The 24,008-nt window shown below is 67.8% G+C and carries 21 protein-coding genes and 1 tRNA gene; 11 read left to right on the top strand and 11 right to left on the bottom strand.

Annotated elements, in window-relative coordinates:
* Positions 1–27: 27 nt before the first annotated feature.
* The gene (locus tag D5S18_RS24350) at positions 28–828 is read right to left on the bottom strand and encodes a biotin--[acetyl-CoA-carboxylase] ligase (RefSeq protein WP_239003972.1); all 801 of its coding nucleotides are present in this window, start codon (positions 826–828) and stop codon (positions 28–30) included.
* A gap of 311 nt (positions 829–1,139) precedes the next feature.
* Here D5S18_RS24350 and D5S18_RS24345 point away from each other — a divergent pair, with 311 nt between their 5' ends.
* The 3 genes from D5S18_RS24345 (at position 1,140) to D5S18_RS24335 (ending at position 3,889) form a co-directional block, all read left to right on the top strand.
* Positions 1,140–2,780 (top strand): acyl-CoA carboxylase subunit beta, encoded by a 1,641-nt coding sequence (locus tag D5S18_RS24345; protein WP_120043387.1) that lies wholly within the window; start codon positions 1,140–1,142, stop codon positions 2,778–2,780.
* 137 nt (positions 2,781–2,917) lie between these two features.
* Positions 2,918–3,247: an acyl-CoA carboxylase subunit epsilon gene (locus tag D5S18_RS24340; protein WP_120043386.1), complete on the top strand. Its 330-nt coding sequence runs from the start codon at positions 2,918–2,920 to the stop codon at positions 3,245–3,247.
* Between the two features lie 3 nt (positions 3,248–3,250).
* Positions 3,251–3,889: a Maf family protein gene (locus D5S18_RS24335; RefSeq protein WP_120043385.1), complete on the top strand. Its 639-nt coding sequence runs from the start codon at positions 3,251–3,253 to the stop codon at positions 3,887–3,889.
* Here the strand turns inward: D5S18_RS24335 and D5S18_RS24330 are convergent.
* Positions 3,815–4,579, bottom strand: coding sequence for a helix-turn-helix transcriptional regulator (locus D5S18_RS24330; RefSeq protein ID WP_120043384.1), 765 nt, complete (start codon positions 4,577–4,579; stop codon positions 3,815–3,817). The genes D5S18_RS24335 and D5S18_RS24330 overlap by 75 nt on opposite strands.
* Before the next feature lie 166 nt (positions 4,580–4,745).
* Between D5S18_RS24330 and D5S18_RS24325 the strand changes: the two genes are divergently transcribed.
* The 3 genes from D5S18_RS24325 (at position 4,746) to D5S18_RS24315 (ending at position 8,695) form a co-directional block, all read left to right on the top strand.
* Positions 4,746–5,675 carry a sulfurtransferase gene (locus D5S18_RS24325; RefSeq protein WP_120043383.1) on the top strand — a complete coding sequence of 310 codons (930 nt, stop codon included), beginning with the start codon at positions 4,746–4,748 and terminating at the stop codon, positions 5,673–5,675.
* A gap of 171 nt (positions 5,676–5,846) precedes the next feature.
* A complete protein-coding gene (locus D5S18_RS24320; RefSeq protein ID WP_120043382.1) occupies positions 5,847–7,634 on the top strand; it encodes an acetyl/propionyl/methylcrotonyl-CoA carboxylase subunit alpha in 1,788 nt (595 codons plus the stop codon).
* 131 nt (positions 7,635–7,765) lie between these two features.
* On the top strand, positions 7,766–8,695 hold the full coding sequence (locus D5S18_RS24315; protein ID WP_239003971.1) for a patatin-like phospholipase family protein: 930 nt from the start codon (positions 7,766–7,768) through the stop codon (positions 8,693–8,695).
* A 13-nt stretch (positions 8,696–8,708) separates the two neighbouring features.
* Here the strand turns inward: D5S18_RS24315 and D5S18_RS24310 are convergent, their stop codons facing one another.
* A complete protein-coding gene (locus D5S18_RS24310; RefSeq protein ID WP_120043380.1) occupies positions 8,709–10,232 on the bottom strand; it encodes a serine/threonine-protein kinase in 1,524 nt (507 codons plus the stop codon).
* Positions 10,233–10,466: 234 nt separating this feature from the next.
* On the opposite strand from D5S18_RS24310, the gene D5S18_RS24305 reads away from it, so the two are divergent.
* Both D5S18_RS24305 and D5S18_RS24300 read left to right on the top strand, forming a co-directional pair.
* Positions 10,467–10,892, top strand: a complete 426-nt coding sequence (locus D5S18_RS24305) for a DUF1707 SHOCT-like domain-containing protein (RefSeq protein WP_120043379.1) — start codon at positions 10,467–10,469, stop codon at positions 10,890–10,892.
* On the top strand, positions 10,892–11,248 hold the full coding sequence (locus D5S18_RS24300; protein WP_120043378.1) for a hypothetical protein: 357 nt from the start codon (positions 10,892–10,894) through the stop codon (positions 11,246–11,248). The genes D5S18_RS24305 and D5S18_RS24300 overlap by 1 nt, the downstream gene beginning before the upstream one ends.
* A 48-nt stretch (positions 11,249–11,296) precedes the next feature.
* Here D5S18_RS24300 and D5S18_RS24295 read toward each other — a convergent pair whose 3' ends face one another.
* From D5S18_RS24295 to D5S18_RS24285, 3 genes are all read right to left on the bottom strand, one after another.
* Positions 11,297–12,520, bottom strand: a complete 1,224-nt coding sequence (locus D5S18_RS24295; protein ID WP_120043377.1) for a YVTN family beta-propeller repeat protein — start codon at positions 12,518–12,520, stop codon at positions 11,297–11,299.
* A gap of 84 nt (positions 12,521–12,604) precedes the next feature.
* Positions 12,605–13,954: an L-lysine 6-transaminase gene (gene lat / locus D5S18_RS24290; protein ID WP_120043376.1), complete on the bottom strand. Its 1,350-nt coding sequence runs from the start codon at positions 13,952–13,954 to the stop codon at positions 12,605–12,607.
* 67 nt (positions 13,955–14,021) lie between these two features.
* Positions 14,022–14,474 carry an Lrp/AsnC family transcriptional regulator gene (locus D5S18_RS24285; RefSeq protein ID WP_120043375.1) on the bottom strand — a complete coding sequence of 151 codons (453 nt, stop codon included), beginning with the start codon at positions 14,472–14,474 and terminating at the stop codon, positions 14,022–14,024.
* Between the two features lie 85 nt (positions 14,475–14,559).
* Here D5S18_RS24285 and amaB point away from each other — a divergent pair, with 85 nt between their 5' ends.
* Both amaB and D5S18_RS24275 read left to right on the top strand, forming a co-directional pair.
* Positions 14,560–16,086 (top strand): L-piperidine-6-carboxylate dehydrogenase, encoded by a 1,527-nt coding sequence (gene amaB, locus D5S18_RS24280; RefSeq protein WP_120043498.1) that lies wholly within the window; start codon positions 14,560–14,562, stop codon positions 16,084–16,086.
* A gap of 61 nt (positions 16,087–16,147) precedes the next feature.
* Positions 16,148–16,224: transfer RNA gene (locus D5S18_RS24275), tRNA-Met, on the top strand.
* A 58-nt stretch (positions 16,225–16,282) separates the two neighbouring features.
* Here D5S18_RS24275 and D5S18_RS24270 read toward each other — a convergent pair.
* The 4 genes from D5S18_RS24270 to D5S18_RS24255 all read right to left on the bottom strand — a co-directional run bounded on the left by D5S18_RS24270 (position 16,283) and on the right by D5S18_RS24255 (position 22,783).
* A complete protein-coding gene (locus D5S18_RS24270) occupies positions 16,283–17,041 on the bottom strand; it encodes a maleylpyruvate isomerase family mycothiol-dependent enzyme (protein WP_120043374.1) in 759 nt (252 codons plus the stop codon).
* 183 nt (positions 17,042–17,224) lie between these two features.
* On the bottom strand, positions 17,225–20,698 hold the full coding sequence (locus D5S18_RS24265) for an indolepyruvate ferredoxin oxidoreductase family protein (RefSeq protein WP_120043373.1): 3,474 nt from the start codon (positions 20,696–20,698) through the stop codon (positions 17,225–17,227).
* A gap of 316 nt (positions 20,699–21,014) precedes the next feature.
* On the bottom strand, positions 21,015–21,851 hold the full coding sequence (locus D5S18_RS24260; RefSeq protein WP_120043372.1) for an SDR family oxidoreductase: 837 nt from the start codon (positions 21,849–21,851) through the stop codon (positions 21,015–21,017).
* On the bottom strand, positions 21,848–22,783 hold the full coding sequence (locus D5S18_RS24255; protein ID WP_120043371.1) for a patatin-like phospholipase family protein: 936 nt from the start codon (positions 22,781–22,783) through the stop codon (positions 21,848–21,850). The genes D5S18_RS24260 and D5S18_RS24255 overlap by 4 nt, the downstream gene beginning before the upstream one ends.
* A gap of 68 nt (positions 22,784–22,851) precedes the next feature.
* Here D5S18_RS24255 and D5S18_RS24250 point away from each other — a divergent pair, with 68 nt between their 5' ends.
* On the top strand, positions 22,852–23,496 hold the full coding sequence (locus D5S18_RS24250) for a TetR/AcrR family transcriptional regulator (protein WP_120043370.1): 645 nt from the start codon (positions 22,852–22,854) through the stop codon (positions 23,494–23,496).
* On the opposite strand, the gene D5S18_RS24245 is transcribed toward D5S18_RS24250, so the two are convergent.
* The gene (locus tag D5S18_RS24245) at positions 23,429–23,992 is read right to left on the bottom strand and encodes a histidine phosphatase family protein (RefSeq protein ID WP_120043369.1); all 564 of its coding nucleotides are present in this window, start codon (positions 23,990–23,992) and stop codon (positions 23,429–23,431) included. The two genes, D5S18_RS24250 and D5S18_RS24245, sit on opposite strands and share 68 nt — an antisense overlap.
* Positions 23,993–24,008: the final 16 nt, after the last annotated feature.

The raw sequence follows: 24,008 nt of genomic DNA, 5'->3' as shown, positions 1-24,008 counted from the left end.
CACGCTCGGCGAATCTCGCAGGGATGGCTAGTAATTCGCGCGCAGGTGGGTGACGTCGCCCGCGGCGACGGCCTGATCGCCGATCAGCAGGCGGCCCGCGTCATCGATATCGGTGGCGATTCCGATGAGGGTTTTCCCGCCCGGCAGTTCGGCCCTGACCTGCGCGCCGAGGGTGGCGCAGCGCTCCCGATAGGCGGCGGCCAGGTCCGCGGTGTCCCAGCCTGCCGCCTGCCACGCCGTCATCCGGCGGGCGAATTCGGTCAGCATCGACAGCACCAGTTCGGTGCGATCGATCTCGCGCGCACCCGCCAACACCAGCGAGGTGGCATGCGGCACCGGCAGTTCCGCTTCGGTGAGGCCGACATTGACCCCGGTGCCGACCACCACGGTCGGCACCGGGCCGCCCGCCGCGAACTCGGCGAGGATGCCCGCCACTTTGCGGCCATCGATGAGCACGTCATTGGGCCACTTGAGATTCGCGGGCACCGCCGCGGTCGCGCGCAGCGCGTCCACCACGGCGACCCCGGTGAGCAACGGCAACCAGCCGAGCGAGTCGGGTGTGATGCCCGGCAGCCGAACCAGCAGCGACATGGCGATCTGTGTCCTGGGCGGACTGACCCAGGTACGCGCGTGCCGTCCCCGCCCCTGCTCCTGCGCCTCTGCGAGGAGTACCGCGTGGTCGGTGTTCGGATCACCGGCGCGCGCGATCAGGTCCGCGTTCGTGGACCCGGTCGACTCCACCACCTCGATGTGGGAGAAATACGACAGCTCGAGCGATTCGGTCAGGCTGCGCCGCAGCTTCTCTACATCCAACGGTGACCTCTGCACAGGGGCAGAGGTTACCCGCCGGACCCGCGAGCGTTTCGCCTGGACACAGCAGCGCTTTCGGCTTCAGGAGCCGAGTTCGGCCCATGAGGTGTGGAATATCCGACCAAGGGCGCACCCCCCTCGAACACGAAATCGTGACTCCCCCAGGGTATCCCGGAGTCCATCGGGAGCGGTATCAGTTTTCCGCGTTGGCGACCAGCGGGTTTCCCGCCGAACCGCAGACGGCAATACCCTCTAGCTGGGGTTTTCTACCCATCGGTAGAACATGCTCGGTTTCGATGGGAAATCGTCACTGGTTACACTCCGAAGTCATGACGAGTGTCCAGCAGCAGCCCTCCTCCGGCCAGGCGGGTACCCCGGATATCCACACCACCGCCGGTAAGCTGGCCGACCTGCGCAATCGGCTGGACGAGGCCAAGCACCCCATGGGTGAGGCCGCGGTCGACAAGGTGCATGCCAAGGGCAAGATGACCGCCCGCGAGCGCATCCTCGCCCTGCTGGACGAGGGCTCGTTCGTCGAACTGGACGCGTTGGCCAAACATCGCAGCGTCAACTTCGGCTTGGAGAGCAATCGCCCGCTCGGCGACGGCGTGGTCACCGGCTACGGCACCATCGACGGCCGCGATGTCTGCCTGTTCTCCCAGGACGTCACCGTCTTCGGCGGCAGCCTCGGCGAGGTCTACGGCGAGAAGATCGTCAAGGTCATGGACCTGGCGCTCAAGACCGGTCGCCCGCTCATCGGCATCAACGAGGGCGCGGGCGCCCGCATCCAGGAGGGTGTGGTCTCCCTCGGCCTCTACGGCGAGATCTTCCACCGGAATGTGCAGGCGAGTGGGGTGATTCCCCAGATCTCGCTGATCATGGGTCCGGCCGCGGGCGGCCACGTGTACTCGCCCGCCCTCACCGATTTCGTGGTCATGGTCGACCAGACCAGCCAGATGTTCGTCACCGGACCGGATGTCATCAAGACGGTCACCGGCGAGGAAGTCACCATGGAGGATCTGGGCGGCGCGCACACCCACATGGTGAAATCCGGTGTGGCGCACTATGTCGCGTCCGGTGAGCAGGACGCACTGGACTATGTCCGCGACCTGCTGTCCTACCTGCCCAGCAACAACCGGGCCGAAGCCCCCCGCTATCCGGCCACCGAATCCGCCTCCGGCACGATCGAGGATTCGCTGACCGAGCAGGATCTGGAACTGGACTCGATCATCCCGGATTCGCCGAATCAGCCCTACGACATGCACGAGGTCATCCTCCGGCTGCTCGACGACGACGAATTCCTCGAGGTCCAGGCCGAACGCGCGATGAATATCATCGTCGGCTTCGGCCGGGTCGACGGCCGCAGCGTCGGCGTGGTGGCCAACCAGCCGACCCAGTTCGCGGGCTGCCTCGATATCGACGCCTCGGAGAAGGCGGCACGCTTCGTGCGCACCTGCGACGCGTTCAATATCCCGATCATCACCCTGGTCGACGTGCCCGGCTTCCTGCCCGGCACCGGCCAGGAATACAACGGCATCATCCGGCGGGGCGCGAAGCTGCTCTACGCCTACGGCGAGGCCACTGTGGGGAAAATCACCATCATCACCCGCAAGGCGTACGGCGGCGCGTACGACGTGATGGGCTCCAAGCACATGGGCGCCGATGTGAACCTCGCCTGGCCCACCGCGCAGATCGCCGTCATGGGCGCGTCCGGGGCGGTCGGTTTCGTCTATCGCAAGCAGTTGCAGCAGGCGGCCAAGGACGGCGGCGACGTCGATGCGCTGCGGCTCGAGTTGCAGAGCGAGTACGAGGACACCTTGGTCAACCCCTACGTGGCGGCCGAGCGCGGCTATGTCGACGCGGTCATCCCGCCCGCGCACACCCGCGGTCAGATCGTCTCCGCGCTGCGCCTGCTGGAACGCAAAATGGTCACGCTGCCGCCGAAGAAGCACGGCAACATCCCGCTGTGACGGCGCGATACCCGAATATCCCAGCGATCGAACCGGTTGACAGCGACCATGAATGGGACCGAATGTGATCTCATCGGGTTTGTCGACACCGAGTCCGGAAACCCGCCCGGTCGGGGCATGAGAGAGGATCTGGCACCGTGACAGCAGTGGCAGAACAGGCCGTGTTGGCCGCAGCCGAACTGGATCTCGCGGTCGATTCGGTCGCCGATGAGATCGCGCCCACCGCAGCCGATCCGGAGGCGAACGTGGCGAAGGCCGCCGAGCAGCCGTTCATCGAGATCATCAAGGGCGCGCCGACCGACGCGGAGGTCGCCGCGCTGGTCTGTGTGCTGAGCGCCGCCGCCCGCGACGCCGCGCCCGCCGCGCGCGGTCCGCTCGACATGTGGGGTCGGCCGACCATGATGCACCGGGGCAGCTCGCCCTTCTCGCCCTACGCCTTTCCGCAACTGTCGCACCTGCGCGACTGAAACGTGCCCGACCTCAGCCTGGTTCTCGCCTCCGCCTCGCCCGCGCGTCGAGAGGTGCTGCGTTCGGCGGGTATCGAACCGATCGTGCGCGTCTCCGACGTCGACGAGGATGCCATCGCGGAGGCGCTGCCCCCCGGAACCCCACCTCGGCAGGTGGTGATCGAATTGGCGCGCGCCAAGGCGCACCATATCGCCGCCACCGCCGAATTGCCTGCCGAATGCGTTGTGGTGGGCTGTGATTCGATGCTGCTGGTGGACGATGTCCTGCAGGGCAAACCGCATACGCCGGAGGTGGCTCGGGCTCGCTGGGGCGAAATGGCCGGGCGCAGCGCGGATCTGATCACCGGCCACTGCGTGCTGCGGATGAGCGCGGGCGCGGTGACGGCCGAATCGGTGGATTGCAGTGCCACCACGGTGCATTTCGCCAAACCCGACGCCGCGGAACTGGACGCCTATATCGCCACGGGTGAACCGCTGCAGGTGGCGGGGGCGTTCACCCTCGACGGGCTCGGCGGCTGGTTCGTCGACCGGATCGAGGGCGATCCGTCCAGCGTCATCGGGATCGGGCTACCACTGCTGCGACGTCTGCTTGGCGACGTTGGCCTCACCATTGCGCAGTTGTGGCGGCACCCGCCCGCCTGAGGGCGCGACAATTCTCTCGGAATTCGCTTCGGCGACAACCGGGGTCGGATCGCGGCGGGCCTGCATTTCCAATCGGACCACGCACAGTTCGGGTTCCACGAATGGGTGCAGGCGCACATTCAACTCCTCGCGCGCGCCATTGCGTTCCAGCACCTCCCGGATCTGGCCGAGATGCACACCGCACACCACCTCGGAATGGGTGCGGGCCAATTCTCGCAGCGGGCAGGCGGTCAGTCGGATGAGCGCCTGCGCCTCGGTATCGCCGGAGGGGTCGCGTTCGGGAGCGAAACCCAGTTCCGAGGCGAGGGTGACCACCACCTCCTTGGCCGCGTCGAGGCCCTCAACCGGCTTGTCGACCGCGTCGAGCCGCGCGCCCCAGGTCCGGCCCGCCGCGACGGCGGCCTCCTGCCTGCGGCGCGGGTCCGGGCCGAGTTGATCGGCGAGCACCAGCGCCAATTCCTGATAGCCGACAGATCGCTGCACCGCGCTGTATCCGATACGTGGACGACCGCGACCGCGCGGCGGCTGTTGGAATTGCCGCACCAGGGATTCCTTGGTGAGTACATCCAAATGGAATCGCACGGTGGTGACGTGCTGTCCGGTGATTCTGGCCAGTTCCTGCGCGTCGAGGGGCTCACTTGCGCCACGTAGGATCGCGAGCAGTCGCCGCCGCGGCCAAGAATCGGACATAGCTCACCCCTCCTTTCCGGAGACTTTATCGGATGCAGGTGCGATTTATTCGCTCAATCAGCCGATTCGTGATCTGAAACGAGTTGCCATCGCGCCCCGCGCCTACCATCGCTGTGAGACCCGATCTGCCATAACCACCGTCTACCTCGCGTGAAGGACCACCCTCGTGCCCGTCGCCCCTGATCCGAATCCCGCCTTCGGCCCCTACGCACATCCTCACCGACTAGTAACCACAGAGTGGCTGTCGGCAAACATAGGCGCGCCGGGACTGCGGATCGTGGAGGCCAACGAGGATGTCCTGCTCTACGATATCGGCCATGTTCCGGGGGCGATCAAGATCGATTGGCGCGGCGATCTGAACGATCCGGTCACGCGCGACTATATCGACGGTTCCCGTTTCACCGAATTGATGCGGGCCAAAGGTATCGAGCGCGAGGACACCATCGTCATCTACGGCGACCGAGGCAATGCCCAGGCCGCGCACGCGCTCTGGCTGTTCACCCTGTTCGGTCACCGTGACGTGCGCCTGCTCGACGGCGGCCGCGACGCCTGGATCTCCGAGGAGCGCGACACCACCTTCGACATCCCGTACCTCACCCACAGCGACTACCCCGTCGTCACGCGCGAGGACACCGTCGAACGCGCCTTCCGCGAAGAGGTGCTGGCCCACCTCGGCCTGCCGCTCGTCGATGTGCGCACCCCCGAGGAGTATTCGGGCGAACTGATCGCCCACCCGCTCAATCCGGAGGACGCAGCCCTGCGCGGCGGGCACATCCCCACGGCGGTCAATGTGCCGTGGACCGCGGCCAACACCCCGGACGGTCGCTTCCGCGCGCGGGCCGAACTCGACTCCCGCTACCGCGACCTGGCCGCCGACGCGGAAACCGACGACGCGGAAATCATCGTCTACAGCCGCGTCGGCCAGCGCTCCAGCCACACCTGGTTCGTCCTGCGCTACCTGCTCGGATACCCGCGGGTCCGCAACTACGACGGCTCCTGGACCGAGTGGGGCAACTCGGTGCGCATGCCGATCGCCAAGGGCGACGAACCCGGTGAGGCGCCAACCACTTCCGCACGGCGCGGGCGCAACAAGTAGGGTGATGTGGATCATCTGAAAACGTCCTCGGTTTCGGTGAGCGACGGTTATCCGCGACCTACCCCCAGGTAGGCGCATCCGAATTCCGGATCGGTTGGCACACTGCCTACACTCCCCGAGAAGGATTTCGTCGACCATGGGGCGACCGAGATAGTGCACACAGGAGGCTCAGTGCCCAGCCATGCCAGCGCGCGGATCACGAAGGTACTCGTAGCGAATCGCGGCGAAATCGCCGTGCGCGTGATCCGGGCCGCCAAGGACGCGGGCATCGGCAGCGTCGCGGTCTACGCCGAACCCGATGCCGACGCGCCTTTCGTCAAACTGGCCGACGAGGCATTCGCCCTTGGCGGTCAGACCTCGGCCGAGTCGTACCTGGTCTTCGACAAGATCCTGGACGCGGCCGCCAAGTCCGGCGCCGACGCCATCCACCCCGGCTACGGATTCCTCTCCGAGAATGCCGAATTCGCCCAGGCCGTCATCGATGCCGGGCTCATCTGGATCGGCCCGTCCCCGCAGTCCATTCGCGACCTCGGCGACAAGGTCACCGCCCGTCACATCGCCGAGCGCGCCAACGCGCCCATGGCCGCGGGCACCAAGGACCCGGTCAAGGATGCCGCCGAGGTCGTCGCCTTCGCCCAGCAGTACGGCGTCCCGGTGGCCATCAAGGCCGCCTTCGGCGGCGGCGGGCGCGGTATGAAGGTCGCCCACTCCATCGAGGAGATCCCGGAGCTGTTCGAGTCCGCCACCCGCGAGGCCGTCGCCGCCTTTGGGCGCGGCGAATGCTTCGTCGAGCAGTACCTGGACAAGGCCCGCCACGTCGAGGCCCAGGTCATCGCCGACATGCACGGCAATGTGGTGGTCGCGGGCACCCGCGACTGCTCGCTGCAGCGCCGCTTCCAGAAGCTGGTCGAGGAAGCGCCCGCTCCCTTCCTGTCCGACGAGGTCCGGGCCAAGATCCACGCCTCCGCCAAGGCCATCTGCCGCGAGGCGGGCTACTACGGCGCGGGCACCGTCGAATACCTGGTCCAGGGCGAGACGGTGTCCTTCCTCGAGGTCAACACCCGCCTGCAGGTCGAACACCCGGTCACCGAGGAGACCGCGGGCATCGACCTGGTGCGTCAGCAGTTCCGCATCGCCAACGGCGAGGAACTCGAATTCACCGAGGATCCGACCCCGCGCGGCCACGCCATCGAATTCCGCATCAACGGCGAGGACGCGGGCCGCAACTTCCTGCCCGCGCCCGGCCCGGTCACCGTGTACCGCGAGCCGTCCGGTCCCGGCGTGCGCGTGGACTCCGGTGTGGTGCAGGGCAGCGTCATCGGCGGCCAGTTCGACTCGATGCTGGCCAAACTGATCGTCACCGGCGAGACCCGCACCCAGGCGCTGGAGCGGGCGCGGCGCGCGCTCGCCGAGTTCGAGGTCGAGGGGCTGGCCACGGTCATCCCGTTCCACCGGGCCATCGTCGAGGATCCGGCCTTCATCGGCGACGGCACCGCGTTCGACGTCTACACCAAGTGGATCGAGACCGAATGGGTCAACACCGTCGAGCCGTTCACCGGCGGCGGCACACTCGACCAGGACGCGGACCTGCCCCGGCAGAAGGTGGTCGTCGAGGTCGGCGGCCGTCGGGTCGAGGTCTCACTGCCGGGTAGCTTCAGCATCGGATCCGGCGCGGCGGGCAATGGCGCGGTGCGCAAGAAGCCCGCCCCCCGCAAGCGCGGCGGCGCGGGCGCGGGCGCGGCCTCCGGCGACGCGGTCACCGCCCCGATGCAGGGCACCGTGGTCAAGGTCGCGGTCGAGGAGGGCCAGGCCGTGGAGGCGGGCGACCTGATTGTCGTGCTCGAGGCCATGAAGATGGAGAATCCGGTCAACGCGCACAAGGCCGGTGTGGTCACCGGACTTTCGGTGCAGGCCGGGGCGGCCATTACCCAGGGCACGGTGCTGGCCGAGATCAAGTAGTCGTTCCCGCGAGCGGGCGCGCATCCTCGGGGTGCGCGCCCGCTCGCATGTTCGTCGAGGCGTCATCGCGGGTTGTGGGGGGCGTCACTTCGCGGTCGGCCGCCGTCTTCCGGCTGTCGTATGGTGATCCGGTGACCAGTTCGCCGTCCGTCACCGAGGTGATCCAGGCCCGCCACGCGGCGGGCACCAGGGCCGATGGGCAGCGCCTCGCGCTCGTTATCGAGGGCGGCGGCAGTCGCGGAGTGTATTCCAGCGGCATGGTGCAGGCACTGGAGGAGCTCGGACTCGCCGGGATCTTCGACGCGGTCTACGGCACCTCGGCCGGAGCGATCAACGGCGCGTGGCTGCTGTGCGGACGCGCCACACCCGGTATGCGCTCGTGGACGGATCCGGCCATCATGCGCCGCGCCGTCGACCCGCTGCGGCTGCTGCGCGGACGACCCGCCTTCGACCTGCGCTACCTGGTGCACCAGGTGTACGACGGCATCGAACCGATGGATTTCCCGGCGATCCTGGCCAACACCACCACCTTTCACCCCATCGCCACCGACGTGCGGACGGGACTCGCGGTGGATCTGCACCGCCACATCGTCGACAAGCGCACCCTGATGCGAGCGCTGCGCGCCTCCGCCGGACTGCCCATCCTCGCGGGACCACCGGTGGCACTGGGGGATTCGGAGTATTTCGACGGCGGCCTCGCCGAGACCGTGCCGATCCGCACCGCCGTGCGCGACGGCACGACCCACGCACTGGTGCTGCGCACCCGCCGCACCGATGAGCGCCGCCCACCCGCGCCGCGCCTGCACCGCATCGTCGGCGGCGGCTATATGCGTCTTATCGCGCCCGGCGCGTACCGGGCCTGGCTGGAGCGTCCACGCCAGCAATCCCTGGAGGACGGCTTCCTGGCGAATCTCGGCGACGCCGTGCACCAGATCCACCCGCCGCTCGGCTCACCGACCGTGGACAGCGCCGCCCGCGACACCGACCTGCTCGCCGAGGCACTCGAGATCGGCCGCCGCGCAGTCCATTGCGCCCTCGCGGACGCGGTGCGCGCGGCCTGAGATCGCGCGGTGTTCAGCGCGGGCCGCGATTCGGTGGGGTCGGGGGTGCCGAATCGTCCTCCAGGCCCGGAATTCGCAAGATGGGACCGGGATCGGATTTGGGTTCGCCGCCGGGGATCCGCAGGGGTGGCGGGGAGAGGGTGCGAATGGGCGGCGTCTCGGAATTCTCGGTGACCGCCGCGGGACCCGCGGGATTGGGGTCGCCGATGGTGCCGCCGCCTTCGGCGACGAGAACGATTACGGCGCAGCCCGCCAACAGGAGCAATGGGGACAGCAGCACGATGAGCAGCACAAGCAGAAAGCGACGGGTTGGACTGCGACGCTTGCGCGGTGGCGTCGGCGGCCGGACCGGCCACGGCGCGACCTGACGGACCGGCGGTCGACGCAGATGCCACTGTCTTCGAGGCGGGGCGGCATAGCCATTGGACTGTGGTGCGGCAGAACCGTTCTGCGGGATCACCTGACCATTCGGCCGGGGTAGGGCAAGTCCATTCGATGGCGCGACGGCTCGGATCTGCTGGGGCGCACGGCCATTCGGGTACGGCACCGCATGACCCGGTGCCGGTCTCGTCAGCGGCGGACCGGGGCGCGGGTGGGTGCCGGGCGGGGCCGACGGAAACGACGGAGCGTAGGCGGGCTGCGGATAGCGCTGGGCGACACGGGTTTCCACACGGGTCCGGGCCGAATCCGGATACGGCAGCAGCTTGGTGAGCGGCTTGCCGTTCGGAACTCCCAGGGCGACACGGGCATTGCGCGCGAACTCGCCCGCGCTCTGAAACCGCTGGACCGGATCTTTGGCCATACCCCGTGCGATGACCGCATCGAGCGCCTGCGGGATGGCGGGATTGAACGAACTGACGCGCGGTGGCGCGGAAAGCAAGTGGGCGTGCATCTGCTGGGGCGGATCGGTGTCGCCGTAAGGCCGGTGCGCGGTGAGACATTCGTAGAGCACGCACGCCAGCGAGTACACATCGGAACGGCCGTCGGTTTGGCCCGTGTAGCGCTCCGGAGCCATGTAGGCCCAGGTGCCCATGGCGAATCCGGTTGCGGTGAGCGCGGTCTGGCCCCGGCTGTGGGCGAGACCGAAATCGATGAGGTAGGCGGCCCCGTCGGCGCGCAGCACGATGTTGGAGGGTTTGACATCGCGGTGCACCAGCCCCACCCGGTGCGCGGCGTCCAGCGCCGAGGCGACCTGCTCGATCACGCCGACGGCGACGGCGGGTGCGATCGGCCCCTCGGTCTGCAAGCGCACCGCGACATCGATGCCCTCGATGAATTCCATATCGATGAACAGCCGTCCATCGATCTCGCCGTGGGTGTGGATCGGCACCACATGGGGATCCCGCAGCGCCGCAATGACTTCGGCCTCGCGCTCGAAGCGCCTGCGATACTGCGCATCGGTGGCCAGTTCGGCGGGCAACAGTTTGAGCGCGACTCTGCGGTCGGCGACGGTGTCGTAGGCGAGCCAGACCTGGCCCATACCGCCTTTGCCCAGCAAACGCCGCAGCCGATATCTCCCGAACCGCTCCTCCCCCATTCGCAAACCTCCGTGTCGCCGTTGACATCTCGCCGCATGCCGAATGGGCAGCTCACGGGCGTATGTCGAGCGTCGAGCTTACCTTGGAGCATACCTAACGCGGCCGGCGCAGCCGTCAATAGATTTCGCGCATGACCGGCATGCGCGTACTCGGCGCGGCCGTTCATAGACTCCACACATGAGCGGGCGAAGCCGCCGGTGCGCGCACCGGCGCGGGAGGGTTAGCCTGATCGTATGAGTGAGGTCCCCGAGATCCGGATCGGCACCGTGGAGCGGGAGGACGCACTGCGGCGCCTGTCGGACCACTTCGCCGCGGGTCGGCTCAGCATGGCGGAGTTCGATGAGCGCAGCGGACAGGTCGCGGCCGCCTTGACCAGGGGAGATCTGGAGAAGCCCTTCCAGGACCTGCCGGAGCCGACGGCCGCCAAAGCCGTTGCGCCCAAGTCGCGTCGTTTTCCGGTGGGGACTCCCGAGCGGGTGATGCCGCTGATCATCATCGCCGCCATCATCCTGTTCTTCGTCACCCACACCTGGCTGTGGTTCCTCGCGATCCCGGCCGCGAGCGCACTGCTCTACGGTGGTCAGCACAATCACCGCAGGCATGATCGGCGCGATCGCAGGAACCGTGGGCGCGCACGCCCCGAGAGCGACAACGCCTGATGGAACCCATCGAAATCAATGCGGGCGCCTGGTATCTGCGTGCCCTGCGTGCCGACGAGCGCATCGATGACCGTCCCGCCCTCACCTCGGGCGGCATCACCGATCCGAACTACATCGCCATCCGCACCGCCCAGTGGGCCGAGGAAACCCACTTCTCCTGGGCCGTCTGCGAGCCGACCACGGCCGAACTGGTCGCCGAGATCGGTGTCACACCGGGCGCGGACGGCACCGCGGCGATCACCGGGTGGGCACGCCCCGAGCACGAACCCGCCCTCGCGTCCGGTCTTTCGGCGGTCCGTCGCTTCGTCGAGGGCGCGCTCGGCCTGACTCCGGTTGATCGACCCGCACGGCTCTGATCCACTTCCCATCGGTCGATCGGCGCCCACGGGTTCGACACGGATCGATCAGCGCATGACACCGGTGTGCCCGGTCGAGTACCGACCGGGTTGCGGCCACACGGTCAGTCCGTGCGGTCCGCGCCCGACGGGTATGCGCGCCAAGAGGTTCCAGTTGACGATATCCACCGCGTACACCACCCCGTGATAGCGTCCGGACACCCAGAAGATGCGACCGTCCGCGGAAATATTGCCCATATCCGGACTGCCGCCGCCGGGAATGTCCCACTTGCGCACCAACTGATTGGTGGCGAAATCCCACACCGAGATGCTGCCCTCGTGCCGGTTGGTGATGATCATCTGTTTGGAGTCGCGGGTGATGTAGAGCCCGTGCGCTCCCTTGCCGGTGGCGATGAACCCGGTGTTCTCGAAGCGGGCGGCGTCGATGGTGTACACGCCGTCGGCCATCATGTCGGCGACGTAGAAGGTCTGCCCGTCCGGGGAGAGCTTCACATCCTGCGGCATGCCGGTCGGCCCGCCGGGTAGGTCGATCAGCTTCACCTGAGTGTGTGCGGCAACGTCGAGAACGAGCATGCGTCCGGCGAATTCGCAACTGGCAATCGCGAACCGGCCGTCGGCGGTGAAGTCCATGTGGTCGATACCCGCGCAGTCGGGCACCGGCATCGCGTCCACCTTCTGCCAGGTGTGCGGGTCGTAGAAGTCGAGCGATTTATCCGCCTCGGCGACCACGAGCGCGAATTTGCCGTCCGGGGTGAAGTACATGTTGTACGGGTCGCGCACCGGCAGCGGCGGACCGGGTCTCGCGGTGCGCGGATCGATGGGCAGCAGGGTGCCGCCGCCGATCGGCAGATCATTGGTGACATAGAGGGTTTGCAGGTCATAGGAGGGCACCACATGCTGGGGCTCCTGCCCGCCCGCTTCGAAGGTGTCGATGACCTCGAAGGTGTTCGGGTCGATCACCGAGACCGAATGCGATTCGCTGTTGGGGACGTACACCAGGGGTCGGTGGTCGGCGACGGCCGGACTCAGTTCTCGGTCGGCAGCGTAGATATCGGTCGGTGAAGGTGGGGGCGGCATCCCCGGCAGGAGGGTGGTGAGGTGCGCGGGCGGCTGGGTGGTGGCGGTGGTTGTCGACGGTGCGAGGACCGAACCCGCCTCGCTGGGCGAGGCACAGCCGCCGACCGCGAGAACGAGGATCGATGCGAGACATCCGAGTGGCGCCAGACGTCGGTTCACGCACCGGGAGGTGGAGCGGTGAAAGCGAGAGGTCATGGCCCACAAGCGTAGTGCCGGTGGCGGCCCGCTCGGCGGAGCGCGACACGGACCCGCGCCCCGAGTCGGGGCGCGGGCACGCGACTAATCGATGGAGGTGAGGACCCGGTCCAGCGCGTCGACGGCGGCGTCGAGATCCTCGATGGTCACGGTGAGCGGCGGGCGGAAGCGAATGCCGCGCTCGCCGGTGCCGAGGATCAGTATGTGCTCGTGCTCGCGCAATTGGGTGATCACCCGATCGCGCAGGTCGGAGGTGGACAGGGTGATCGCGCACATGAGTCCGCGACCGCGTGGCTCACTGACCCGTGGATGATCGGCGGTCAGCGTGCGCAACCGCTCCAACAGATGCGCGCCGAGCGCTCGGGAGCCTTCGATCAACCCCTCGGCTTCGAGGACCTCGAGGATGCGGCGGGTGCGCACCATATCGGTGAGATTGCCGCCCCAGGTCGAGTTGAGTCGTGAACTGACGGCGAAGACATTGTCGGGCACCTCGTCCACCCGGCCACCGGCCATGATGCCGCAGATCTGGGTCTTCTTGCCGAAGGCCACCACATCGGGTTCGACACCCAATTGCTGGTAGGCCCAGGTGGTTCCGGTCATGCCGACGCCGGTCTGCACCTCGTCGAGAATGAACAGCGCGTCGTTGGCGTGACACAGCTCCTGCATGGACCGGAAGAATTCCGGTCGCAGGTGCCGGTCCCCGCCCTCGCCCTGGATCGGTTCGGCGATGAAGCACGCGATGTCGTGCGGGTTCTCGGCGAAGGCGCGGCGAGCCTGCTCCAGCGCGCGTGCCTCGGCGGCCTCGATATCGACGCCGTCGCCCAGGTGCGGAGCCTCGATGCGGGGCCAGTCGAACTTGGGGAACAGGGCCGTTTTGATCGGGTCGGTATTGGTGAGCGAGAGGGTATAGCCGGTGCGGCCGTGGAAGGCCCCGGTCAGGTGCAGCACCTTGGTGCCCAGTTCGGCGGGGCGACCATTGGCGGCATTGTGCCTGCGCTTCCAGTCGAAGGCGACCTTCAGCGCGTTCTCCACCGCCAGCGCGCCGCCGTCGATGAAGAACAGGTGCGGTAGCCGGGAGTCGCCGAGCACTCGCGCGAATGTTGCCACGAAGCGCGCCATCTCGACGGTGTAGATATCGGAGTTGCTCGGTTTGTTGATCGCAGCGGTGGCCAGTTCCGCACGGAACCGCGCGTCCTCGGCCAGGGCCGGATGGTTCATGCCCAGTGCGTTGGATGCGAAGAATCCGAACATGTCCAGGTAGGACGTGCCGTCTCGCTCGTCGACCAGTAGGCAGCCACGGGATTGCCCTAGGTCGAGCACCAGGTCGAAACCGTCGGCGAGGATGTGCGCGGACAGTATCTCGTGTACCCGGTCGGCGGTGGTGACCGAGGTGATGCCACCACCTGCCAGGGTGCGCTCCAGTTCGATGGTCACATACGTCAGCGTACGGAAAGTTTTACGGAATCTCTACAGATTCGCAGTAATTACTCCGCGCAACTACCTATCTGTCATAAAATGTCTGGAGAATGATGGTGCTTCGTGTCCGCACGTTGGCCGTCGCCCTGATCTCCTGGAGCAGTTGCTCCAGGTGTCGCGGTGAGGCCACCCGGACCAGCAGCATGTAGCTCTCGTCGCCCGCCACCGAGTGGCACGCCTCGATACCGGGGATGTGCTGCAACAGGGCGGGCGCGTCATCGGGTTGCGAGGGGTCGAGAGGAGTGATCGCAACGAATGCCGACAGCAACTGGCCCAGCGCCTCGGGATCGACGTGCGCCGCGTAGCCCCGGATCACCCCCCGCGCCTCTAGCCTGCGCACCCGCGACTGCACGGCGGAGACCGACAGGCTCGCCTTCTCGGCCAGATTCGACAGGGTGGCTCGACCGTCTGCCATCAGTTCACGAATCAGTAGCCGGTCGATGTCGTCGAGCACGGGTCGTGCCGGTGTATCCGCCATCAGCGAAGGCTAGCTCAGCGCATCAACCCCGGTGCGGAAACCTCGATACACCACCCCACTGTCGAAAGGTATGGCGGAACAACAGATGACGGATGTACTCGGCACCCACACCACCGAACTGTCCGGGCGCGCGGCGCAATTGCTGCGCGACCTCGGCGCGGACCTCCCGACACCGGGAGCGCTCACCGCGCGCACACCGATCACGGGCGAGCCGCTGCTCACCCTCGCGGCCACCGAGGCCGATGCGGTCGATGCCGCGATCGACCGTGCCGCAACGGCTTTCCGATCCTGGCGGGTCGTCCCCGCACCCGCGCGGGCCGCGCTGGTGCGCCGCCTGGCCGAACTGCTCGTCGCCCACCGGAGGGAACTGGCCGAGTTGGTGACACTGGAGGCGGGCAAGATTCGCGCCGAGGCTCTCGGCGAGGTGCAGGAGATGATCGATGTCTGCGAATTCGCGATCGGCCTGTCCAGGCAGCTGTACGGATACACCATGCCCTCCGAGCGGCCCGGCCACCGACTCATGGAGACCTGGCATCCGCTCGGCGTGGTGGGGGTGATCTCGGCCTTCAATTTCCCGGTGGCGGTGTGGTCGTGGAATACCGCGCTCGCGCTGGTCTGCGGTGACACCGTGGTGTGGAAACCCTCCGACACCACGCCGCTCACGGCGCTGGCCTGCCACGCGCTGCTGCGTCGGGCCGCGGTCGAGGTCGGCGCCGATCCCGAAGTGCACCAGTTGATTCAGGGCGGATCCGAGGTCGGGGCGCGACTGGTCGACGACGAGCGGGTCGCCCTGGTCAGCGCGACCGGATCGGTGCGCATGGGGCGCATCGTCGGGCCGCGGGTGGCCGCGCGTTTCGGGCGCTGCCTGCTCGAACTCGGCGGCAACAACGGGGCCGTCGTCACCCCCAGCGCCGATCTCGAACTCGCCTCGCGCGCCATAGTTTTCGCGGCGGCGGGCACCGCGGGTCAGCGGTGCACCTCACTGCGCAGGCTGATCGTGCACAGTGAGGTGGCCGCACCGCTGCTGCAACGTCTGACAAAGGCGTACCGGCAACTGCGCGTGGGCAATCCGCTCGACGACGGGGTGCTGGTCGGTCCGCTGATCAATGAGCGCGGCTACGGCGCCATGCGCTCGGCTCTGGACCGCGCACTGGCCGATGGCGGCGAATTGCTCTGCGGCGGTGAGCGAGTCGACGGATTCGGCACGGACGCCCACTACGTGACGCCCGCCATCGTGCGCATGCCCGCACAGACCGAGGTGGTGCGCGAGGAGACCTTCGCCCCCATCCTCTACGTGCTGGAATACCAGGATTTCGATACCGCCATCGCCCTGCACAACGCGGTGCCGCAGGGACTTTCGTCGGCGGTGTTCACCCGCGACCAGCGCGAGGCCGAACGCTTCCTGGCCGCCGACGGCTCCGACTGCGGTATCGCGAATGTGAATATCGGCACCTCCGGCGCGGAGATCGGCGGCGCCTTCGGCGGCGAGAAGCAAACCGGTGGCGGCCGCGAATCCGGATCCGACTCCTGGAAGGCGTACATGCGCCGCGCCACCAACACCGTCAACTACTCCACCCAACTCCCGCTCGCCCAGGGCATCAAGTTCGAATAATTCGGCCCCCACCAGGCGTTTTGGTGATGCGCCACCCGCACGTGTACTGTTTGAGACGCAACGCGGGGTGGAGCAGCTCGGTAGCTCGCTGGGCTCATAACCCAGAGGTCGCAGGTTCAAATCCTGTCCCCGCTACCACCGATGATGGCTCCCGGTTTTTCCGGGAGCCATCATCATTTTGCGGCTGGTTTCCCGATCAAAGTCCGGTACGGGCCAACCACTGCTCGAGCACCTCGCGGTCGCCGGTGCAGGTGAGGCTGTCGTCGTCGAGCGGGAGGCGCTGGGCCAGCGCGAGCAGCAGATCACCGGGCGAACCGGCGAGGGTAACGTCGGCCGGTCCGTCCTTGCGTTCGTAGACCGGCCCGTCCGCGGTGCGGGTGATCAGCCACCCGTCGCCGGAAAGCGGCCGCAGCCCAATGGTTTCGCCCGAACCGTTCAATGCTGCCAAATCCGGCCGAACCACCCGGACCTGCGGATCGGTGAACAGCTCCAGCAGTTCGGCGATGCCGTCGGCGGCGTAGTCCGCCGGAATCTCATACGGGATGGCCGCGGTGCGGGCCGCGTCGAAACAGTGGATCGAGACATCGTGCATCATGCGGCGCACCCAGAACGCGGCAGGCCGCGACCCGAGAATGGAGACAGCGGGATCCTGCGGGCCGTGCTGCTGCACGGCGGCGATCAACTCCTCGCTCGCGGCGAGCACCCACTGCGTCCACTGCTCGGGCGAACCCGGTTCCGCGTCAAGGGGATCCGGCGGCCCGCCGATCGTGCCGGTGCGAACGATCTCCGCCGCCCAGCGCTGCCCCTGACCGATGTGTCCGACCAGATTGCGCAACTGCCAGTCCGGACAGGTCGGCACCGTCGCCGCCGGATCACCCTGCTGTGCCGCCGCCGCGAAATCCGCCGTTCTGTTCCGCAATCCCGTTGCGAGCCAATCGAAGTCGAAATCCGTCATCGGATGCTCCCTGCTCCGTCAATGCCGAGCGCCACCCCGACGCGACGCCCGATCGAATACCACCAACCTATCGTCGAAATCACTGTGGCGCTTGGGCTCACACAGAGAAATGGCCCGAACCGTATGGTCCGGGCCATTTCATGAGCGGCTCGGGGGCGTCACTTGGTAACCCGAGCCACGTTCTCAGAACTGCGGAGGTTCGATATTCAACTCGCGCAGCTTGTTTCGGTACTCCTCGACATTGGCGAGCTTGACGCCCTCGTAGCCGCGGACCACGTCGGCGAGGGCGGCGGCGGTGACGGCGCGATCGTAGTCGGCCGGGTCGAGGCGATGGGCCAGGGTGGTGACCATCTCGGTGTAGTGCGCCAACAGTTCTCGCTCGACCCGGCGCAGGTGGGCGTAGCCGAAGAGGTCGAACTTGGTGCCGCGCAGCCGCTTTCCCTTGGCAAGAAGTCGCAGGACCACATGGCTGCGCGGGCCGAAGCCGATCTTCTTGTCCCGACCCATGGCCCGCAGGATCGGCGGGTGCAGCTTGTAGGTGAGATTCGCACCATCGGGCAGTTGCTCGGCGACCTGCCGCACGAAGGCGGAATCGGTGAGCTGCCTGGCCACCTCGTACTCGTCCTTGTACGCGGTGAACTTGTACAGACCGCGCGCCACCTGCTCGCTGAACTCGGTGCGGACGGTGACGCGGCGCTCGGCATCCCAGAGGTCCTGCATGGTGCGCACGTACTCGCGGGCGATGCGCGCGTCCTGGAAGCCGATCAGCTCCTTGGCGCGCAACTCGACCAGTCGACGGGTCGCACCGGTAGCCGTGAAGCCATCGAAAAGATCTGCGGGAGCCGCGATTTCGGCGGTTTGCGGCTGCTTGCGGGTAGCAGCGGCGGCGAAGTCGTCCGGGCGGGCGACGGCCGCGCGACCCCACCGGAACGCCGCGACATTGGCGGCCACCGCGACGCCGTTGATCTCGATGGCCTCCTCGATGGCCGAGGCGGGCAGTCGCAATCCACCCAACTGGTAGGCCGCGCCGACCAGCAGGAAGTTGGCGGCGGCGGTATTGCCGAACAGCACCTCGGCGGCGGCGAGCGCGTCGAAGGAATGAATGGCGCGCGAGACCCGATCCAGGCGGGACAGTAGTTCGGCCGTCTCGGGGTAGGCGACCGACTTGTCGTAGACCATCTCGCCGGTCGGCGTCTTGCTGGTCGAGGCCACCGAGACCGTGGTGTCCTTCGCGCCGTAGGCCAGGTTCTTGTTGTCGGCGGCGGCGAGCAGATCGAAGGCGATGACGCAATCGGCCGAACCGGGGGCGAGCCGATTGGCGGGCTCCAGTGCGCCGGAGGCGAAGCGCAGGTGCGACACCACCGGCCCCGCCTTCTGGCTCAGACCGATTTGGTCCAGGCTCGCCACCTCGAGTCCGGCGCGCAGCGCCGCGGTGGCCAGCACCTGATTCACCGTGACGATCCCGGTGCCACCGATGCCCGCCAAGAACACATTCTGGGTCGACGCGGGCGCGGTGTAGGCGAGTTCGGGCAGCCGAGGCGGTTCGGCGCGCCGAGCGGCCTTGCGCTTCTTGGCTTTCGCCGGATCGGGCAGTTCCACCGTGACGAAGGACGGGCAATCGCCGTCGAGGCAGCTGTAGTCGGTATTGCACGAGGTTTGGTCGATACGGGTCTTGCGGCCGAATTCGGTGTCGACCGGCTGCACCGACAGGCAGTTGCTCTTCACACCGCAGTCGCCGCAGCCCTCGCACACCGCCTCATTGATGACGACCCTGGTCAGCCGGGTGGGCAGCGTGCCGCGCTTGCGCTGCCTGCGCGCATCGGCCGCGCAGTGCTGGTCGTAGATCAAAACGGTGACGCCGGGAATCTCGCGCAGCGTGCGCTGAGCCTCGTCGAGCCGGTCGCGGTGCCACAGCCTGGTGCCCGGCGCGAGGTCGCGCTTGCGGTACCTACCGGGTTCGTCGGCGCAGATGATGATCTGCTTGACGCCCTCGGTGGTGAGTTTGTGAGTGAGCATCGGCACCGCGAGCGCGCCCTCGGCGTCCTGCGCGCCGGTCATGGCGACCACATCGTTGTAGAGCAGCTTGTAGGTGATGTTGACCCCGGCGGCGATGCACGCCTGCACGGCCAGCTGCCCGGAGTGGAAGTACGTGCCGTCGCCGATGTTCTGGAACAGGTGCGGCACCCGGCTGAACGGGGCCATGCCGATCCACTGCGCGCCCTCGCCACCCATCTGGGTCAGGCCGAGCACCTTGCTGTCCTCGCGATCGGACATGGTGACCATGGTGTGACAGCCGATGCCACCGCCCGCCAGGGAGCCTTCGGGCACCGCGGTGGAACGGTTGTGCGGGCAGCCGCTGCAGAAGTAGGCGGCCCGCTTGCTGGACAGCACCGACAGCGACAGCGGCTGCGGCAGTGGACGTTCGGTGGCGACGATACCGTCGAGCGCGCGGCGCAGCGGGGCGGCGACACGACCGGAGGTCAGCTCGCCGTCCTGCGGGAACAGCGGGCGGCCATCGGCATCGCGCTTGCCGATGATCCGCGGCGCGTCCGTGGTGCCGTAGAGGATTTCACGGATCTGCGTCTCGATGAAGGCGGTCTTGTCCTCGACCACGACGACCTTGGTCAGTCCGCGCGCGAATTCCCGAATCCGTTCGGGAGCAATGGGATAGGGCATCCCGATCCGCAGCAGGCGAACACCGGCGCGCAGCAGCGCGGCCTCGTCGACACCGAGGTCGACCAGCGCCTGGCGCACCGCGTCGAAGGTGGTTCCGGTGGCGGCGATACCGACGGTGGCCTCGGTCGGATCCACCTCGATGACATCGAGTTCATTGCGGGTGCTGTAGGCCCGCACCATCTCCCAGCGCGGGCCGTAGAGGTCGGCCTCGGCGATCAGACTGTCGGCCGGGGCCGCCATCGGACGCTGCCGGTAGACGAACGGCCTGCCCTCCCACTCGATCTCGGGCACGACGATATCGATGTCGCCGACATCGCCCGGTACGGTCCACGCCCCGTCGGCCACATCCGCGACGATCTTGAGCGCGACCACACAGCCCGAGGCCCGCGACAGCGCCACCGCGTGCAGACCCATGGTGACGATCTCGCGGGCATTGCGCGGGAACAGCACCGGAATGCCCATCGCGGCCAGCGAGCGCTCGCTCACGGCGGGCACGGTGGAGGATTTCGAGGCCGGATCGTCGCCGACCAGCAGCACCATGCCGCCGGTGGCGCCCGCACCATACATATTGGCGTGCCGCAGCGCGTCGGTGGCGCGGTCCAAGCCCGGCCCTTTGCCGTACCAGACGCCGACCACACCGTCGTGGGTCGAGGACCCCTCCGGCAACTCGCCCTGACTGCCCCACACCGAGGTGGCGGCCAACTCCTCGTTCAGACCGGGAACGAAGGAAATGTCGTGCTCGACCAGCACATCCGGCATCCCCGCGAGCATCTTGTCCACGCCGCCCAGCGGACTGCCCTGATAGCCGGAGACGAAGGTGCCGACGCGGCGTCCCGCGCGCAGATCCCGGACATGCTGCTCGACCAACTGCCGAGCGATTGCCTGCACACCGGTCAGTACGACGGTCCCCGCGCCGACACGGTAGCGATCGGCCAGGTCATAGGGGGCTGGGATCAGTTCGCGATCAGCGAGCTCGGTCATGCAGATCCACCCGTCCGCTCGGCACCAGGATCGGCGCCTCGCATTGTTGAGCACTTGGTGTCGATATCCTGCATTCGATGCGCGAAATGAACAATAGTGGGATTTTAGATTGAGCATCCTGCCCAATTTGCAGTTCAGTTAATGGACAGCGACTTCGCAGGATGCCAGCTCGATTGTGATGCCGGACACGAGATGGTGATCACAGGCTCGCACGGCCGAGGGACCTGTGACACACGAAACGCACCCCGCCGGACCCTGCGGAGTGCGTTTCGACGGCAGCGATTTCTCGAGGGTAAAGATCATTCGATGATGGCGCTCAACTGATCTCGCGAACCTGCGCCTCATAGGTCGCACGCACCTCGGCGTCGGCCGGATGCAGGGCGCGGTCGCCGTCGATCAGCCTGCGGAACAGACGAACCGCGCGTTCGGGGGCGGCGGCCAAGGCGATGTCCACCGGACCCAGGTAGCCGGGGACAGCGGTCTCGGCCCGGCGGGTCGTGCAGGTCCGCACGATGGCGGCCGCGACATCCTCGGGATCGACCGTCGGCATGCCGTGGCCGAGAGCGAGCCCGGAGGACAGGCGGGTACGGACGGCCGAGGGCAGCACGCAACTGACACTCACCCCGTGCGGGGCGAACTCGAGCCGGGTCGCGGCCGACAGGCCCACGGCCGCGAATTTGCTCGCGTTGTAGAGGGCCAGCCCCGGAACCGGGATCTTGCCCGCCAGCGAGGCGACATTGACGATGTGGCCGCGACCGCGCTCGATCATCCCCGGCGCGACCGCGCGCATACCGTGCGCCAGGCCCCAGACATTGATGTCCATGGTGGCCTGACCCACGACGTCCGGCTCGTCGAGGAAGGCCCCGGCGGGCATGACACCCGCATTGTTGACCAGGATGTCCACGGCGCCGAGTTCGGCGACGACAGCATCCCACTGGCCGCGCGAACGCACGTCCAGCTCAACCGATTCCGCGCCCATCGCCGCCGCGGCGGCCGCGGCTTCGGCGGTGTCCACATCGGCGATGACGACGCGAGATCCCCTGGCCGCGAACAATTCCGCGCTCGCCCGGCCGATGCCGCGACCCGCGCCGGTGATCAGCACCCGTGCGCCGCGCAGTTCGACATCCGGATAGCCGTGACCGAGAATTCTCATGCGAAGACTCCTTTTTCGAGGGCCAGGCGCGCATTGCGCAGACTGTGTTCGAAGGTGGCCGCGCGGCGGCGGCCGTCCATGAAGTTGGGCCCCATGATCGCCAGATCGGCCGCGTCCGCGCCGACGAAGAGCACCTCGGTGCCCGCGGCGCGCAGCACGGCGATCTCGGCGGCGAGGGTGGCGCTCATCCGGTTGCGCAACTGACGTTCGAGCAGGTGCCCCGGACTCGTGGCCGGGATCCGCGCGGCGGAGGCCATGGGCGCGAGCACCACCACCTCGTCGAGACCGCGGCCCGCGAGCAGATCCACCGAGGCTGTCGAGGCCGCACCGCCGTCCACATAGCGGCGTCCGCCGATCGACACCGGCGGGAACCAGCCCGGTATCGCCCAGGACGCCCGCAGCGCCGCGCCGAGCGAGGCGGGCGGAGCGCCGGGAGCGCCGAAGGCGACGCGTGTTCCGGTGGCGTAGTCCATGCTCACCAGCCAGGTCGCCGGATGCGGCACCCAGTCGCGGTCCGGTTCGAGACGGTCGACCAGGCGCTGCAACCAATTCGCGTCACCGCCGCCGACCGGCAGCAGCCCGCTGCCCGCGCTGAGCAGTGCCTGCCCGCCGGTGTCGCGGCGCAACGGAAGTCGTGGGGAGCCAAGGCGCGGGCGCGGCAGCGGCGGGAAACGACCCGGTTCGGCGCGCAGATGCGCGAGCAGCGTCGAGTCGATGGTGGTGCCGTCCTGCATGGCCACCAGTTCGTCGACCGAGCGGCCGCTGCCGAGCATGGTCGCCAGTTCCGCGCCCGCCGAGGTGCCGAGCAGCACCTCGGCCTCGCGCGGGTCCCAGTCGAGTACGTCGCGGGTGGCGGCGAGCGCGGCGATGAGCCACGCGGCACCGAGGATGCCGCCGCAGCCGAGGGCGAGGCCGCGTTTTTTGTTACTCATGATTCTGAATCCTAACAGGATTCGAATACCATCGGTATCTGAAACCCCTCGGTACGTAGAATCGCCGCATGGCACGTCTGACCCGCACCGAAAGCCAGGCCCGCACCAGAGGCGACCTGATCGCCACCGCACGCGACCTCTTCCTCACCGAGGGTTACGCGAAGACGAGTTTGGAGCGGGTCGCGGAGGCCGCGGGCTACTCGAAGGGCGCGGTCTACTCGAACTTCCGCACCAAGAAGGAACTGGGTCTCGAGGTGTTGGAACTCATCCACACCACCAAATTCGATGAGGTGCGCGACCTCATCGCCGCAGGTGGCAGCCTCGATGACCAACTGGCCCGATTCCAGGAGTGGGCCGAACACACCGTCGGCGATATCGGCTGGACCCTGCTGGAGTTCGAATTCGCCACAGTGACGCGCGACGATCCGGAGCTACAGGCCGCGCTGCGCTCCAGCCTGGGCCTGGTGCGCGGCGCGGTGGCCGCGCAACTCCAAACGCTGGCCGACACCGCGGGCATCGCACTGCCGCTGCCCGCGCAGGACGCCGCCACGGCGGTGCTCAGCCTCGGAATCGGGCTCGGCATGCAGCGGGCCATCGATCCCGCACTGCCCGCGCGACTGGTCACCGACGCGGTGCGACTGCTTGTCACCGCGGGCGAGGGACCCCTGCTCGGAAATGCAGGCTCCACGCGCCGCGATAGTGCAGCCGAGTGACACTGGCCGGCGGAATATCGATGCGCCAGAACGACTTCGGCGGTGCGTCCAACGCCACCAGCAGTGCGGCGCGAATCACCGCGGGATGGGTGACCGCGATCGTCGACGCACCCGCCGCCGCGATCTCGGCCATCCAGTCGCGGGTCCTGGCGATGACCTCGAGTACGGATTCGCCGCCGTGACCTCGGAAGCCGGGATCGGTCAGCCAGGCACGCAACTCGTCGCGCGGCACCGAGGTCAACTCGCTGCCGCGCCACGCCCCGGCGTCGAGATCCCGCAGGTGCGCCTCCTGCTCCCCTACCGAACCGAGTAGCGCCGCGGTCTCGATCGTCCGGCGCTCCGGACCACTGCGCACCTGCCCCGCCGTCAAACGGCCCACACCCGCGATCGCCCGCCGGCCCGCTTCGGTCAGCGATTCATCGGCCGGGAAGCGCGCCCTGCGCAGCGCCTCGGTCATCCCGTGGCTGACCAGATCGAGCTCGAGCACCTTGATCACGCAGGAAGACTACGAC

The sequence above is a fragment of the Nocardia panacis genome (assembly GCF_003598715.1).
GTDB classification, from domain to species: domain Bacteria; phylum Actinomycetota; class Actinomycetes; order Mycobacteriales; family Mycobacteriaceae; genus Nocardia; species Nocardia panacis.
The sequence above is the reverse complement of the archived record's forward strand: the minus strand, read 5'-3'. Positions and strand labels throughout refer to the sequence as shown.

What these genes read in the sequence shown, in the direction of transcription:
- D5S18_RS24260 (WP_120043372.1), bottom strand. Translation starts at nt 21,851, where the DNA reads ATGAGAATTCTCGGTCACGGCTATCCGGATGTCGAACTGCGCGGCGCA.
- D5S18_RS24295 (WP_120043377.1), bottom strand. Translation starts at nt 12,520, where the DNA reads ATGACCTCTCGCTTTCACCGCTCCACCTCCCGGTGCGTGAACCGACGT.
- D5S18_RS24250 (WP_120043370.1), top strand. Translation starts at nt 22,852, where the DNA reads ATGGCACGTCTGACCCGCACCGAAAGCCAGGCCCGCACCAGAGGCGAC.
- D5S18_RS24265 (WP_120043373.1), bottom strand. Translation starts at nt 20,698, where the DNA reads ATGACCGAGCTCGCTGATCGCGAACTGATCCCAGCCCCCTATGACCTG.
- D5S18_RS24300 (WP_120043378.1), top strand. Translation starts at nt 10,892, where the DNA reads ATGGAACCCATCGAAATCAATGCGGGCGCCTGGTATCTGCGTGCCCTG.
- D5S18_RS24270 (WP_120043374.1), bottom strand. Translation starts at nt 17,041, where the DNA reads ATGACGGATTTCGACTTCGATTGGCTCGCAACGGGATTGCGGAACAGA.
- D5S18_RS24345 (WP_120043387.1), top strand. Translation starts at nt 1,140, where the DNA reads ATGACGAGTGTCCAGCAGCAGCCCTCCTCCGGCCAGGCGGGTACCCCG.
- D5S18_RS24255 (WP_120043371.1), bottom strand. Translation starts at nt 22,783, where the DNA reads ATGAGTAACAAAAAACGCGGCCTCGCCCTCGGCTGCGGCGGCATCCTC.
- D5S18_RS24285 (WP_120043375.1), bottom strand. Translation starts at nt 14,474, where the DNA reads ATGGCGGATACACCGGCACGACCCGTGCTCGACGACATCGACCGGCTA.
- D5S18_RS24330 (WP_120043384.1), bottom strand. Translation starts at nt 4,579, where the DNA reads ATGTCCGATTCTTGGCCGCGGCGGCGACTGCTCGCGATCCTACGTGGC.
- amaB (WP_120043498.1), top strand. Translation starts at nt 14,560, where the DNA reads ATGACGGATGTACTCGGCACCCACACCACCGAACTGTCCGGGCGCGCG.
- D5S18_RS24310 (WP_120043380.1), bottom strand. Translation starts at nt 10,232, where the DNA reads ATGGGGGAGGAGCGGTTCGGGAGATATCGGCTGCGGCGTTTGCTGGGC.
- D5S18_RS24305 (WP_120043379.1), top strand. Translation starts at nt 10,467, where the DNA reads ATGAGTGAGGTCCCCGAGATCCGGATCGGCACCGTGGAGCGGGAGGAC.